At 32.4% G+C, this 17,351-nt stretch carries 6 protein-coding genes; all 6 read right to left on the bottom strand.

Annotated elements, in window-relative coordinates; all coding sequences use genetic code 11:
• Positions 1–2 precede the first annotated feature (2 nt).
• The 6 genes from AC0L4B_RS07715 to AC0L4B_RS07690 are packed head-to-tail and all read right to left on the bottom strand — an operon-like array spanning position 3 to position 17,316.
• A complete protein-coding gene (locus AC0L4B_RS07715; RefSeq protein WP_473439262.1) occupies positions 3–10,403 on the bottom strand; it encodes a TreTu family toxin in 10,401 nt (3,466 codons plus the stop codon).
• 30 nt (positions 10,404–10,433) lie between these two features.
• Positions 10,434–11,150, bottom strand: coding sequence for a LolA3 family protein (locus AC0L4B_RS07710; protein WP_473439261.1), 717 nt, complete (start codon positions 11,148–11,150; stop codon positions 10,434–10,436).
• Positions 11,150–12,922, bottom strand: a complete 1,773-nt coding sequence (locus AC0L4B_RS07705; RefSeq protein WP_473439260.1) for a hypothetical protein — start codon at positions 12,920–12,922, stop codon at positions 11,150–11,152. The genes AC0L4B_RS07710 and AC0L4B_RS07705 overlap by 1 nt, the downstream gene beginning before the upstream one ends.
• A complete protein-coding gene (locus AC0L4B_RS07700) occupies positions 12,879–13,331 on the bottom strand; it encodes a hypothetical protein (RefSeq protein WP_473439259.1) in 453 nt (150 codons plus the stop codon). Before AC0L4B_RS07700 ends, AC0L4B_RS07705 begins: the two co-directional genes overlap by 44 nt.
• Entirely contained in the window at positions 13,310–13,567 is a 258-nt protein-coding gene (locus AC0L4B_RS07695; protein WP_473439258.1) for a hypothetical protein, read from the bottom strand. The genes AC0L4B_RS07700 and AC0L4B_RS07695 overlap by 22 nt, the downstream gene beginning before the upstream one ends.
• 14 nt (positions 13,568–13,581) lie before the next feature.
• Positions 13,582–17,316 carry a hypothetical protein gene (locus tag AC0L4B_RS07690; protein WP_473439257.1) on the bottom strand — a complete coding sequence of 1,245 codons (3,735 nt, stop codon included), beginning with the start codon at positions 17,314–17,316 and terminating at the stop codon, positions 13,582–13,584.
• Positions 17,317–17,351 lie beyond the last annotated feature (35 nt).

Genomic DNA, 17,351 nt, shown 5'->3' with positions numbered 1-17,351 from the left:
AATTATTGACCTGTCTTTATTTGTTTTATATCTATTGCTTTTGGCATTTGAGGTACTGGTGAGCCCTTAATTTTCGCTAACCTACCCTCTAATGAATTAGGTCCTAATATTTTTGCCCATTCTCTATTCTCCGCAGAATTAGTGACTTTCAGAGCAGCTCTTGGCACTTTAAAAGAAACAAAAATATCTTTTGGATTTGAAGGTGTAAAAGCTGCTGGATTTGCTGGATAAGTAACATGTGTAGTACCTGACTTACTTTGAACTACAAATCCATTCTTTTTCATCAAACCAAATTCAGCTTGACTCATCCATCTACCTACAGTAGCAAATTCACTACTTCCTTTAGCTGTTGCAAATCTTGGTAAAAAAGATTTATTTGTTATCTGACCTGTTAGACCTGAACCAGGATATGCTGCTGCATACGCTGCAAGAATTAAGCCAGTCATAGCAAACTTATCACTTACGCTTTTTACATGTAAAGACCTATTAGCTATTATATAAAACTTATCTTCTATTGTAGCATGTTCAGCTAATAAACTATTATATTCTTCATATGCTTTTGGATTAATTTTAGATATGTAAGAGCCCTCTTCGTACGAATCAATACTTGCATTGAATAATTGAGCATATTCTTTAGTACCTTCATCATAAACTTTACTTACTTCATTTGTTATAAAATTTTCAACTGAAAGAGCTCTCTGATGTTGCTTTTCAACACCTTCAAGTCCTAATAACCAAGCCCAACCTCTCGCTTGCCCACTTCTCATTTTTGCATTATTACCATATTTATCAATAGCACTTGTAGCAATAGAATTAGCTTGTACAACTGTAGCTTTACTTGGTGGGTCAGTAGAAAGTCCACTTCTGTCAGTAAAATTTATAGGATTATTATCCATAGCTACATATGGACTTTGATGCGGAAATTTATGACTTAATGGGTCAATGCTTAGCCATCTCCCAATTCTTGGGTCGTATTGTCTGAAGTGAGTCGTGTAACTATTTCCCTCGCCTTTTATCTCATCATCTTTCTCGCTCCCTTGATATCCATAACGATAGCTATCAGTGCTTCCATGACGGTTGGGCAGAAGACTACCGAATGGATAGTAATCATTATACGAAAGAACGTCTGGAATAAAGACGTCACTCTCTACTAATTTGCGATCACTTATTACACTTAATACGTTACCTAAGTGGTTACTTAACTCATAACGTTTGTCTCCAGAAATATTATTATAGGCTACTAAACTTATATTACCTGGCACTAATGGATTACTGTTTGCTGGATCCAAAAAGTCTAAATGGCCATCTGCATCTGTATCATCGTCTGTTGGATTACCATTACCGTTTTCGTCTTCTTCTTGGGTAATGTAACCATCTCCATCATCGTCTGTATCTAAATAGTTAGGTGATCCATCACTATCTGTATCTAAGAGGTAGGTCTCTATAAATCCTGTGTCGCCTTCTTGTAATGGGTTTTCGTTTATGGTTAAAACGGTATCGTTATCATCGTCGGTATCTAGATAATTTGGTATGCCATCACTATCAAAATCGTCATTGTTATTATACTCATGTATGGTTAAAACGGAATCGTTATCGTCGTCAGTATCTAAATAATTTGGTATACCATCTCCATCTGTATCGTCGTTATCGTAATTACCATCGTTATTTAAATCTTCTAGAATTGTAGGAATACCGTCTCCATCGTCGTCTGCATCAAGGTAATTTGGTATACCGTCTCCATCTGTATCGTCGTTTAATACGCTACCATCGTTATTTGGGTTTTCGTGTATTGTTAGTATGCCATCACCATCGTCGTCTGTATCTAGGTAGTTTGCGGTACCGTCACCATCTGTATCATCATCATCAAAGTTACCATTATTATTTAAGTCTTCTTCATCGTTTAATACAGTATCATCATCTAAATCATTATCTATACCACAAGATGGAATCCAGTATAATTGGTCTAAATTTGGTAATGTTAATGTACCACCATTAGATGTTGGGTTGGCACCTTTATTTGTAAATGTGTAATTTCTTGAGACACCATTTATATTATAGTCTAAATAGCACATTTCAAAATTAGAAGGGTAAACATAACCATTTACTAATTGTAGAAGTAAACCAAAACTTTGTCTTGTGGTGGTGGTTGCTATTAATTGGCCAGATTGCGTATTGTATGTGTTACCATTATGGGTCATGCTAACATCGTAAGTATCGACTCCAATAACATTAATACTAAAACTGACTTCATTTAAATTAACATTAGGCAAGACGTTAGCTAAACTATTTAATGTTATTACGGTTGTGGTTAGTGTATTGTTAAGGGAAGATTGTACTGCTTTTTGGAGCCTTAACTGTGGTACATATTTGTAATCTGCACCTATTAGTTCTTTAACAAAGGCTAAATTAATAATTGTGTTTTGTTGAGGGTAGAAATCTGATAACGAAAAAATAACACGGCTTTGTTGAGCAAAATCGTTTAGCGTTACTTTAGTACCAAAATTGTAAGTGTCTCCTGTGGCAAAATTCATTTCTATTTCGGCTGCACTGTTAAATGTGCCAGAGCCTAAGTTAGAAGAAAATGAATAAGCACAATTATCGCAAATGGTATTGAATGAGCTAGCAGCTACTTTAGCTGTAGCTACATTATTACTACTTACTTTTGAAGCTAGTGTTTTATTAGCTTGTGTATTGCCCAATGGTACATCTTCATATTGTTGTAATCCTAAGCGACTACTTCCATAAATATGGTGCTCCTTAAGCGTGAAACCTTCTTCATCATAAGGTGAGTTAGTAAATTCTTCAATTTCTGCTACAAAAGTACTTCCACTATTTGCTATAAAACCGGGTTTTAATGTGATACTATTTCCAGCTTTAAGCGTAACATTTCCACCTGGTTGTACTTCGTAATTTACTCCAAATCCTTTTGTTATGTTATTTATAGCCTGAATTAGTTCTGTTGATGTTATAACAGCACTTTCAAGATCAATATCGTATTCGTTAGGTCCATTATTTTCTTCACCATTGTCTACAACCATATTATATACTCCCAAAACATTGCCTTGTGCATCCCTTATGTAATATGTCGTTTTTGTATCTCCTATTGGAGACGTGTTAGATAGGTCTAAAGTTTTAGAAATTCTGTTTCCTAGACCATCATACTCAAAGTTAATTATTTCGTTATTGGCTTTTATAATTTGTTTTACTTTACCAGCAACTGTCCAATTAATCTGTTTTATACCTGCTTGATCATCACTTATAAGCTGTCCAATATCATCATAGATGTAATTATTTTTTGATTGCGAATCGATATCAACTGTAAAATAATCGGTTAGTGATTCTTCATCAGTCACAAAATTTAACTGGTTACTATTGGGATTATAGTTATACTTGAAACGATCCATTTCTCTTCCAACAGCATTCCTTTCTAGCGTTATAAGGTTACCATTTTTATCGTAGCTATATGCTGTTTTATAAAGGTTGTTAGAAATTGAAAAAGTACTAGCATTTTTTTGGGTTACAGATTGGTTGGTACTGGACTTTATTCTGTTTAACTGGTCGTAAGTATAACTATTTGAGAGTGTTGCTAGTTTGTTCTCACTAAAATCTAATAAGGAAGTTGTCATCTGTTTAATGTTACCATTAAACAGATTGTTTTCAGAAATAGCTAGAGTTGAATTAAGATTAGATAATCTATCTGCATTATTCGCTATATAGTCATCTTTAAAATAATTTAGAGTAAAACCAAATGCATCTTTTGCTACATTACTATTGGTTCCAGCAGTGTAACTATCTTGCCCAATGTCGTCTGCAGGATTTAAATTTTCAGAATTTACACCTTTTAGCCAACCTTGGATGGTATATGCATAATCTAATCCCTGTACTTTTTTATCTCCTATTAAAACTCTTGCTAATGGTCCATGTTTATAATAATTGTAAACAGCTTCATTTTCCCAAATAATACCATCTCTAGATGTTTTTACACCAACTATTCTATTGTCTGCATCGTATTGATAGGCATGTAAAAATTGATCTGTTTCTCCTTTCTGGTAGCTTACAGTATTAACATTACCACTTATAAGATCGTAATCATATTCTACTCTTTTAATTTGTTGCCCAACAGCTACTAAATCTGGTGAGTTTATATAGGTAATTAACTCTTTTACATTACCATGAATATCGTAACTATAAAATAAACCATTATCGAACGTGTGATCACCGTTAGATGCATACTCACTGTAATGTAATACAGTAGTTACCCTATTTCTATTGTTTAACGTATTGTAATTCTCAAACTCATTAACTATAGCTTGATTAAAAACAGTGTCATAAATTGTTACCGTTACGTCATGTCTTAAATCGGATAAATTATTTGGAAAACTGTCTTCATTTACTTCTAAAACCTCTTCGTTTGTATTTACCTCTACAAGTCTTCCTTCATCATTAATTGCGAATTTGTTATATAATAACCCAAGTTCTCCAGCTTCTTTTATTCGCCCAAGAGCATCGTAAGAAGTGTAACTAAAACGCTCTTTTTCTTCTTTATCGACCTGTGCCTGTTTTGCATTTTGGGACATTACTATTCTTCCTAAAGCGTCATAAGCAAAACGTGTTTCTTTTCCGTCTGGTGTAAACTGCCACACTAATTGATTTAAGGAGTTGTATTTATATCTAGTTTTTAACGTGTGATCTGGCGCTTGTCCTATACCGTCGTTTTCTCTTGTTTTGTTTATAGCACTATTATTTACATTTTCTAATCTATCGACACCTTCGGGAGGCACTGTTTGCATTAAATTACCTGCTTGATCGTAATAATAGAGTGTGTATTGATACTCTTTATCGTCGTAACTTAAATTAAAGTTTTCGACTAAATCATTTAATGCTGCATTAACATAAGCATTGGTAAAGTATTGTGTTTGTTCTTCTATATATTGATCGTATAAATCATTAGCATAGGTTAATTGTAAGTTATTAGTAAAAGCATCACAATCAGTCTCTTCTAATTCTATTTCTGGTGTGTTTATAGTTAATTGAGCAGTCGGACAAGTATTAGTATTAAACATGTATACATTAACATATTCTAACCAATTAAGCGTTTCATCAGGCTGTGTTTCTATATAACTTTGATAAGAAGAGATAGCGTCCAAAGTAGAGGGATGTCCAGGTCCTAATGCACTACTCCCAAATTGAAAAAATGAAATAAAATAAGGGCTATCAACTCCTAAAGTATTTAAATTAAACGTAGAAACGTAGTTTAGATAATGCTCTATAGAATGTTTATAGCCAAGGTCACAAAATGTATCTGGTAACAAAACTGGGTCTGGTAGTTCGAAATTTGGTATAAAATCACTTACAAAGTCATTATTTTCATCTAAACCTATAGTTGAATTATATAAACTATAGGCTACATCACAACTTACATTGGGAACTGGTACGGCAATACAGTTGTCTATAAAACATCCAAAATCTAGAATTCTACCTTTAGCTGCAAATTCTCCATTTGCGATATAATTTTCTCCTGGCTGAACAAAAACTGTACCGTCTGTTAATAAAAATGAAAAGATTATTGAGTCTCCCTCAATAAGAATACTGTCTATTTTATCGAAATTTGTTATAGATGAAAAATCAGGAATGCTGAAATTTATAAATGATGTATTTATGATTAATTGATGTGATAGTTCAATAGTATCATCATAAACTATTGTAGCTTCCAGGTTATTATCTACTAAAAATTCAGGCAAAGAACTATTTGTATAAGATGTGTAATTATTAAGATCTACAACTGACGTAGAAAACAGCTCATTATTTTCATACAAACTATTTAAAACAGATGTAAGATCAAGTTGAAAAAGTGTTTGCTTCTCCACACATTCATCGGTGTCCTCACTATAATTTATATCAATTACAGAATCAAAATAATCATATTCTCCTGTTTGATTTGGATCTGAACCACAATTACCAATATTAACACAAGAACTGCCTTCAAAAACCACTTCTACTGGGTTGTTGATGTCTCCATTCTCTATAACCACAGCTAAAAAGGAAAAAGTATGTGGCCCTGCTGTGTTTGGAACTCCTGTAAATATTAAATCTTGAACTTGAGAGATATACCAATCTCCATTCTCATTACCATAATTAGACCAATTGTAAGTATTACTTGTATCGTTTATTGATATAGGACAAGTAAGACCAGAAGCTAAATCATTATTATCACCAACTATAATTTCAACATTTCCTGTACCTGCTGTGTTAGCATCTGTATATATTTTAATACCACTACTACCAATTTGAGGTTCGTTATTATTTGTGAAATCTACAACACCACCAATTGCTGTATATAAAGTTGTTGTTAGATATAATGCATTTGTGTAAGCAGTATTTTGTGTAGGAACAATACCTGGTTGGTCTGTAAATAATCCATTTAAAAATTGTGTTAATTGAATTACTTTAGGACAGTTACCTGTTTCTTGATAGGTTATAAAATCTACATCGCTTGTAACACCTTCAATAAATTCAGTATCATTAATGTCGTTATCACCAAAGACAACATCTATTGGTATAAAGCGTCTATCTTTATCTATAAAATCCCCAGGGTTTGTGCTGTAACAAACGCCCGTTGGCGTTCCTATGTAATTAAGTTCGTATGCGTAAGATTCAATTACATTTTTTAAATTAGGATATGGAGTTATAATATTAAATGGATTATTACTTAAATTTTCTATGCAACCGTTATAAAATCCGTTTTGTAAGGCATATACATTAGAAAATAGATAAACAATCTTATTTTTTGTGCTGGAGTATAAGGATTTGTAAATACTCCAAAATTCTTCTTTTTCTAATTCATTAAGCTGAGATATTGCTAGAGTTAATGTATCTGGGAGTACACATTCAAAAAGAATTCCATCTCCACAAATTAAAGTTCGATAAGCAAATTTCCACATTGGTAATCCAGAGCCATCTAAATCATACTTCATAGCGTGAGCCATTAAAGCATATCTAGCGGAGAGCTCACCATTTAGTGTGTATGGGATTGAGGCTTCTGTAACTTGCTGACTAGTGTAAACATCATCGATATTAACGTTTCCATTAACAACACTATTTATACTTGTATAAGTTGTATTAAAATATGGATCACTGTCTAATAGCATTTTAGGATCTGAAAAAATGTTTATTAAATTACTACTTCCTAAAATATTAATAGTTTGAGGATTGCTAGAGTCGTACACTAACTCTTTTAAAAATTGATCGTAAGCAGAGGAACTTAGCTGTGATGGTAAATTAGAATCTGTAAAGGCTGTGTTACCTAACGTAGAGCATACTTCAGTAAAATATGAGGTATATCCTATTTCAGGGTGATAATATAATAAGGCATTAGCCCAGCTATCTTCCCAATTAATAATGAAATCTGCCTCATTTAATAGATGATTAGGTGCCACTTCTACATAACCATCTACGTTTAAAACTGGAACACCATCAACACCAATATAGTTTGCTATATAATCTGCGTGTATTTCCGGTGAAAATATAAACTGTCCATTATCATCTAGAACATAATCTCCATTATCATCTCTTGATGGTAGTACATCAACGAAAGCAATTTCACCAAACTCATCAAGATAGAAATTACTTCCAAAGGCATCGTTAATACCATGAGGGTGACGCCATAATGGTAACTGTAATCCACTAGTGTTTGGTAAATAAGAATCGTTAATACTATTTACACCATCATTATAAATACTAAATTTATCTTCAACAATTACTCCATCGACTGTACCGTAAATAGCATATTGTTCTCCTGGTCTAAAATCTTGAAGAAGCCTTGAATTAGCAATATAACATTCTGGAGTAAAGCTAAAAGTACCAGCAGCATCACCATTTGTTTCTAGATCAAGTATTGATTGACATGTTTCAATCTTAGTTTCATAAACATTTTCAAGTGCATTAGTGTAAGCAATAATTTCATTTTCAGTTAATTCTGGCGCTGTTGCTGGTGATGCTTCTGCGTCTAATTGTGCAATTATTTGCTCTAGTTTCCATACGGCATAAGATCCTGCATCTGAATAATTTGAATTATTAAAGAACGTATCACAATCTTCTGTTGTTAATGCACAATCATCAATTAATAAGTTTAAGTTAAAATAATCTGCAGGTAAAATACATTCTTCACTACTTAAATACGCTAGTAAATTTAAATTAAATGCTTCTGAATTAATTTTAATTGATTTGTTTATGATATAATTTCCAATTTTTAATGTATTTGGAGTAGTTTCAAACGAAAAGATGTATGGCTCTAGATTGCCATTTACCGAACCTATTTGAGTATTAAATATAGATTTAAAACTATTATTTAAAGTGTCGTCTTCAGTTGTAGAAATTTCCTCACCGTATTCATTAACAACACTTATTGATAAATCATAAACAAAAGGATATTCTACATTACAAATAGTTAAATTATTTAAGGTTGCGTTGTATGAGAAATCTAAAGACGGTCCTATACCTGTAGTAGGGTCTATAGATATATTATCTACAAATTGATTACCCGTATAATTTAAGCCATCTTGAGAAGATCCAAAATTGCCGGTTGAAAATTTGAAGTTATTATCTACATCTGTATCTGAATCAGAAACCAATAATTTATTTAACAAATCAACCTCCATTTGACCAGCTGCTGCCTCTTCTAATTCAACCATTTCTCTAGGTGAATTCCCAGAAAGGGCTGTTGCAATCGTTCTTCCTTGAGGATCTATATAGCTCACACTTATTTGTCCATTTGGGTCTACTACTGTATTTTTTTTGTAGTATTTATTATAACCTACTTTATAACCAAATAATCGATTTAATTCTTCTTGTTTAGCAGTCCCATAAAAATATTTCATTTCATGATTACTTCCTAATTGATGATCTGGCCCTACTCCAGATTTTCTTTTAATTCTTCCTGTATTATCATTGGTATATTGTATTTGAGAAAATGGAAAAGTCTGAGCGTCAGGTATAAAATAATCACTAGGATCTGTTTTTAAATTGGTATTTTGAGAATAATATAAACTCGCTCCACTTACAGCAGTCATTCCGTTGGTAGATACAACATTTTCATTAACAGGAACAGAAGAGTCAGACCAATCAAAATCATAGTGTGTGTATATGTCTCCATTTATGTTTTTATTGAACCCATCACGATATCTTAGTGTAGATATTGTTGCAGGTGAAGGTAATATTTCTATTGCTGGCCGTCCTTGATTATCATATATAACCTCTCCAACTATTGCAGACTGATTTGAATTTATTTTAGTAACAGTTTGACGGTTTCTTAACGTTCCATCAAAGTAACTAACGACTTCTTTCTTTTTCCCATTTTCTGCATAAGAGGCTTGAAATTGCCAGTTCTTATTACTATCATAATTAATAATCTTCGCTACATTTGGCCAATCCGAAATTTTTAACTTGCTTTCAGTACCACTTGACCATTGTCCATAAAATAATTGTGAAACTTTTTTGAAATCATTATCTCCAATATAATCATCAGGTCTATAACCTATAGCCCTAACTCGATAAACAAGATATCCATTAGAGTATATTAATGGAATCTTATAAAAGTTATTTGTAGTTCGTATTCTGGTATGATTAGATTTAAAATCTAAATCTGTTAAATCGATATTTTCTGGGGTTACAGGCGAATTTATATTTGTAGGATTATAGTTGTCAATCCACGTCCATTCTAAATCATATTGTGTTGCACCTATTGGAGTATTCCATTTAATTTTTATCTCGTCTGCATCGAGTTCTCCTCCTGGATTAATAATCTCTCCTGCAGCTGTATGTTTAATATAGTCATGATTTACATTAGGTACAACTGTTGTTAATCTGCGATAACGATTTCCTGAAAACTTAAGTTCGAGAAATACATTGTCTGGCGTATTGGTTCCAAGACTTTGCTCATTTGTTTTATCGAAAACTTCAATACTTAATATTTTAATTTTTAAAGCTTGGGCTCCTGTAATTCTTTTTAAATCTAAATCTTTAATATTACCAAAATTACCAGATGGGCTATATTCTATGCTTAAAGACTCCGTTATTGGATTATTTTCATCTCCACTGTAAGGAATATTTTCGTCTCCAGTATTTCTATTAATAGTCGTTATCTCTAAAGTTATACTATAAGAGAACCATATTGATGGTGTTATTATTTCATCATTTAGAATTCCTAAAGATATGTCTATAACAGGCTTTTCCATAACACTGTTGGGCATAAAAAAACTAGGATCTTCTACCGCTTTAGTTGCACCCACGAAGATTTCAGAAGGCAGCAAATTTTCTATAGTCTCTACTGTGGTTTGCGCCTTAATATGAAATGATAATAATAAACAACTTAAAATCGTAAATAAATATTTAATTTTAGTAATCATAAATTTTTGGGTTATAAAACAGTCCTGCTTTTACTGCGTTAAAATTTGATAATCCTTAATATAATTCGATGCTTTATAGCTATTCTCGTCTATTTTGGTTAAATACTTATCTATACTAAAAAGCTTTAGAGGCACCTCAATTTCTTTTTTAAATGACGTTTGTACAATTTCTAATCTTTCATTTTCGGAACCTTCAGCTTCTTTGTTAAATTGCTTCTCTATGGATATATTAAAATAATAGATCTGCTTCAAAATGGTGAAATTTTCTTTAGAGACATGTAATAGTATTTTGTTGTAGGGTAATTTGTTGTTTGCCGTTTTACTAAAAGAACAAATAAAATATGTCCCTTTATCCTCAATATTACTTTCTTTAAATTGTTTAGAAAACTCTATAAAGGGGTTATTTTGGTTAATTAAATCTTGTATTGAATTCTTGAGTTTTGAATACAGAATAATTTTCTCAGAATGACTAATTTTTAAAACAAAGCTATTAGTAAAAATCATTTCAGTGTCTTTCATTTTTGTGTAATAATTATCCCCAGATTTAATTACTTCACTCTTTAATGCGTCTTTTTTGATATTAGAATCACTATTACTGTAAAGTGTGTAGTTCATTGTCATATTGTAATTATCGATGTTAGTATATACATCAATAACTTTACTAATGACTTTATCTAGATCCTGAGCATTCAAAAAAAGTGCATTTACGAATAGTAATAGTGTTATTATGTGTTTTTTACTATGCATTAGTTATAAGTATTAGAAATTACAGTTCCTGATCTAGTTTCTTGTATAGTCATAATGCCGCGTTCTGTCTCTTTTTTAACACGCACTAATCCACCTTCATTATCATATTCATAAAATGTAGCATAATTATTTTCGTCTAACTCACTCATTAATCTGTAATTTTCACTATCATAAACAAACGATTTCATACTACTATTATAAGGATGCATTCTAGCATCATCGAAAAAAGCGTCGTAAGTCCCTGTATTATTCTCTAGTTTTAAGGTAATCCCTGCTAGAGGAATGGTATTTGGAATTTCAAAATCTCCCATAACACGCTGCCATCCATCAATAATATTACCGCTAGGTAAAAACTCAAGTGGAGAAGAGAAGTATGGGTTTCCGTTTAAATCACTCAATTGAACTGTAGCTCTAACATTTTCATAACTTAAAGGTTGTGAGGCTAAAATCTCTTGTGCAGTTGTACCACTTTGAGGGATATTTACTTTAACCCAAACACTAAATGAATACTTTTCGCCTTGCTTTGGATTAAAAGATGTACATACATTTGGTGTATTTAAATTCTTTTCCATAACTGAAATATGTGATGCATCATTTGCTCCAGGTGTACCAATATCAGGAAATAATTTCAAGCTAAAACGACCTGTATGTGCCTCTTCATCACTCAGTTGGTTTTGTTGGTCAGATTTTCTATTAAAAATAAAGTGAGAGTCGTTAGTAGCATCCTCAAGTTGATTACCTGGGATTTGAACTATACATTTTCTGTCAAAATATCCTTCTTCAAAACTATCAAAGCCCATTTCCCTATACTCACTATTCGAGGCTACTGCTATTGGAAGTTTGTATTCATATCCATATTGGGCGGCGGAATATCTATTTAAAGCGTCTTTATTTTCTAATTCTACTCCATAGGGACTATACTGTGTTACTTGTGAAGCTGATGTCCATTTTCTATCATCTATTCTCCAAGAGCCATTACCATCTGGTTTGTAAAAGGCGTTAAAGCTGTTAAAAAAGCCTGCACTTCTTGGATTGTCTTCAGTTTCATCACCTGTGTAACGCCCTGTTAAATAAGCGAAAGATTCGTCTGCTCTCCATTGACCTAAAATGTTATAAAGGTATGGATTATACGCTTTTTTTATATTATCATGATCAAAAATGACCTCTCCCAATTCACCATAAGAGACTTCTTTAAATTGACAATCACATTGCGGTGTCCATAACTCATTATATTTAACTGCCGAAGCGTTAACAATACGCTTTTTGTCCCATGTTGTTGCATCAAAAGTGTTTTCAGTGATTTTTTCCCCAACTTCTATAGGGTTTCTCATAAGTGTGATACTCGCCATATTTGCACTTTGCAAATTTCTATATCCAGAACGTGTAATCTTTAGTGCATCTAGATTGTTACTAGTAGGTGTTATAAAAAGTCCATTTTTGTCTATTAATTGAAAATAGTTGGCTTGCATATTTGTTACCCATGCTTTTTTATTACTATTTGTTAGCCAAACCTCGTCTCCGTTAACTAAATATAATGATGCTCCATTAGCGGTTACAATATTATTACTTTCGTAATTAATATCTAATTTTATATTTAAATTCTTAGTTGCAGCCCCCATATTTTTGTAATTCCAATAGGCTGGATAATTAAAATTGTAGTATTTATCTTTGTATTCATTAGCCGTTTCTGTTAACAGTACTTGACCTGTTTCTGCATCCCAAGCTTTATTAGTAGTGGTAACTTCTGCACCAAGATCGAAAGCTTTTTTCAACTAAAAACCCTGTTTTATGTATTACTTTTGTTGTTGATGCTGTTCTCAATTCAGTATCATGAAAAGCTAATTGTGGAAAGACTGTGACATTTGAAATAGGGACTGGCCAAGGTATAAAAATGAGTACAGTAGCGACATTTACATCTGCTCCATAGGTTTCACTTGCACTTTTAGAGTGTCTAAAATCATTAATTACATTATAATCTATACCAATTGTTTTTTCTTCGACATGTCCCTTGTCATTAATTGTTATCACTTTATTGTTTAAGTTTCCATCGGTATCTACATTATAATAGTATTCTACCGCTGAAATTGGGAGTGCATCTCCAGAAGCAGATTCGCTATACACTTTCTGGCTTTTAGATTTTCCATTCATATCGTTAGTAATCACAGTGAACCCTTGTGACATTGATAATCTTTTTTGGAAATAATATTTAATCCAAATAAAGAAGTTAATAAAGAACCTCCTGTTCCTGGAAAATCAACTTCATTAGGATCACCTAAAACAGTATGTTTAGTAATTGTTGGAAAATCTTTAGAGGTGTAAAATTCGCTTACCACTTTTCCAGTTCCATTGTTACCAACTTCCAGTATTGTACCACTACTATTAGTATAGTTACCTCTCTCTAAGCTTTTTACGGACACTCTACCATAAGTTACTACTGGAGACGGAAAAAAGAACTACCGAAAGGTTTTTCTGTAAAATTTTGATCTTGTGGTGCTAATAATTTATCGTCGTTTACGTCATCATAAAAAGGCATAATATGTGGATTTTCTTTACTCCCCTGAGGTTCGTAAGTAGCTACACCACTTGTACCACCATCCTCATTTTTATAATTATATTCTTGCCCATAAGACATTTTATATAAATTGTTATCTTCATTACCAGTCATGGCATCCCATTGGTCGTGCATTTCTATTTTAGAAACTCTTAAACCACCACCCAATTTATTGTTAGAAATCCACAAACCGTTTTCTGATTTTATTTTATTAGGACTTTTTAATCTAATCCAAGATTTAGTATCACTAAATTTTTGAGCACATTGTTTGTTTTTTAGTTCTGTATTTGGACCTTGAAAAATTGCATAAAGACTACTTAATGTACCTCCTATAGTTTCTGCTATGTCTAGTACGTTGAAGTTTTGTACTTCTGCCTGACCATACACTAATCTATTTAAATAGTTTCTACCAAAATACCAACCTGCTTTAGCAATTGGATTTTCTCCATCATCATCATTTTCCATTTTATTTTTATGCACAAACTGTATAGGTATGGCTGCATATTGTTTATTACTTTTTTCAAATGTTCCAAGCGTTCTATTTGTGTCTATTTTAAGATACCCTGAAACAAAGTCATAAGCATGATCATTTTCTTTAACCATATTAACCAGGAACTTAAAAAAGATTGGCTCATTCTTAATGTTTGTTAAATAATTTAAATTAAACTCCTCGGGAGTTATTAAAGCTGTTTCATTTGGTAATTCTACATATAGGTAGCGCATTTTTTGTCCAGAGGAATACAATAAATTATTAAAACTACTTGGTTCGCTTGCGCTAGTACCAACACCTCTAACTTTAAACATTTGCATGGCCTCTTTGTCTTGCACATGTCCATAATCATCAGACTCATAAGACATTGTTATTTTTCCTCCTGAAGGTAAACTTACATCTGTTAAAGTCCAAGCGCTAACATTAGTGTTTTCTTCATCAACATTACCTTGCTCTACATACGGAAACTCTGCAGTTGTAGGTTCTGCCAAAGGATTACTTGCATTCCCTTGAGGTGTTTTATAATTCCCCCAAAGATTATACCCTTTAATATGATAGTCTGGGTTATTCTCTGAATAATTAAAAATATAAGGTGTATATTTTCCCATACTAGATCCTCTATAGGTAAAATAAACTCTTTTAAGTGTTAATTTACCACCTAAATCCCCTGAAAAATTGTTTTCGTTTTCATCTAAAGTATCATCTGAAGAATCGTTATTAGGAACATTTTGACATAGGGAATATTCATAATCAAAATGAGCAACTTTAATGGGTTTTATATTAAGAGAAGGATCCGATTGCAACTTCTCGTATTCTGGCTTAGCATACAAAGAAATGGTATTTATTTGGTACATTTTAGAATTGGTAGAAAGCCCACCGTTTTCACCTGTTACACCATATCCATCATTCCTTTCATTTAAATCAAAAATTGCTACATGTGTTTTGGTCTCAATTTTATTTACATAAAACAACTCTTTTTCACCATATACATAATTACCCATATCATCTTTTTCAAGTGTATTTAAACCTTTATTAGAAGTTGCTGTATTAGTTTGAAATGGCACTCTCCATTTGTATGTTTCAGGTTGGTTATAATGAATTTTTGTATATGTACCTAAGTCGTCCATGCTTGGCCCATCTCCTGTTAAATCTTCATAATCTGACGATAAGACTTCTGATAACAAATAGGTATGTGCGTAAGCAGGTGTTGTAACTCTATTAAAATAATTATCCTGACCTTTGGAGTTATATGGTGTATTATCGTTCCCAGAATAGGATACTAACTCTTGAGAACTATCGTTTCCAACTGAACTATTTCCTGTAGCGTTAAAGGTAGTTTCTACTTTTTTGGTATTGTAAGCCGGTTGTCCAAAAACATAAGTACTACCATCTGGCTGTACAACTTTTGTGGCAACATTATGATGGCTCTTTGCATTACTATTAATAAAAGGTGCATTATCACCATAATTTGCATAATAATTATCTGCCTCACGTTTTGTAATAGTTTGAATAGCTTGATTTCTAATCAAACGTTCCTTTCTGTTTATATTATTTTGAGCTAGAGAGCTATTAACTCCAAACGAAGCAGTATTAGATAGTGCTTCTCCTGTACCTTTTATATAATTATTTCCTCTTGTTTTTTTATTGATGTTACTACCCATTAATTCCAGTTTAATAGGTTCTTCTCCTCCTAATTGATTTTCAAGAAGTCCAAAATCATTATCTACGTTAAGTTCTCCTATTGTTTTGTAGAAAACTTTTTCATAATCTGCATTATTATTATTGTTCTGAATAAAATTCTTTCTAGCATCATTATTTACTTCCCAAAGACCAGTTGATGATCTTGAAGGCGAGTACTTAAGTTCTACTCCTAAATGAAATAGATTACCTGCTCCAGCTTCGACACCCAAACTACCATCTCTACTTATATCTTTTACATAGCTATCATAAACATAACCTACCTGACTACGATATGGTTGATACATGCCTGAAATACCCTGACCTTTAATAGAATATAGATCGTATGTATAATTAGTAACAGGCAGTATATTGGTGTTTTTAGAAACCACTCTATCATTTTCTCTGTTGAAATCTAAAATATCGTGTTTGGTTGCATTATCGGTAAAATTAAAACCAAAAGCTTTTTCTGTTTTATATTTTTCTTCTTCTGCTAAGCGCTGCCTTGAAGCGTGAATATATAATTCTAGCTGACCTTCAAAAAAGAAAAACTCGCCACCTAGAGCACCATTAGCTGCAATATTCTCGTTAATTAACTTATTACGTTTTGTTGGTGTGTAAGACGTTGGCATAAATGATTTTGTGCCTGAAGAGACTCCTACAGTGTTAGAATTGTTTCCTAAAACAAAATAATTATAGGCAGGATTTACAATGCTTTTTGAAACGGAAGGAGTTATAGTTAGACTTGTTAAACCTTGTCGAGAATTAATAGATGTACCTAATGACAATCCATTAAAACTATACTTTTTATAACCAAATAATCTTTTATTCAAACTCACTTTTGGAGATACTGATACACCATTATTACTAGAATTAGTAAAATCCATGCCAATAGTTACATTCTCTGATAATTCATAACTAGGTCCAGCCGTAAAAGATGACGACCAACCAGAGTAATTATTATAATCCACACCTAAACCTCCCGAAAGACTAAGACCAACCGGAAAGTCTACCCCTGAAAATGCTGGATGAGCCTTTACTACTGCTCCAATAGTTTTATTCTCTTTTAAATTATTTTCATAAACTAGTTCATCACCATTAAAATCATCCGGAATACCTCGCACTTGTCTATTAATTTGACCTACGTTTAAATTCCAACCTAAACCAACCCATGAGGCTTCTTGATCCATGCTTATCCCAGAATCATAAGATAAGTTTAAAGGATAACCACCAACATCCATAATTGGAATATTGTAATTAAAATCTCCTGAAGACAGATTAACCATATCACTAGTTCCTATTGGTGTAAAAGAATTAAATTCTGGTTGAGATGGCCCTCCTGTTAATGCTAATAATTTTGTAGGTTGGATTGTGGTTATAATTAATTGCAGTGCTAAATAACAAGCAATAACCTTTGAAGATTTACTAGTTCTAATTGTTTGAATCATAATTTATATTATAATTTGTAGTAATAAGTTCTGTT

The sequence above is a fragment of the Olleya sp. NP1-10 genome (assembly GCF_055804415.1).
The sequence above is the reverse complement of the archived record's forward strand: the minus strand, read 5'-3'. Positions and strand labels throughout refer to the sequence as shown.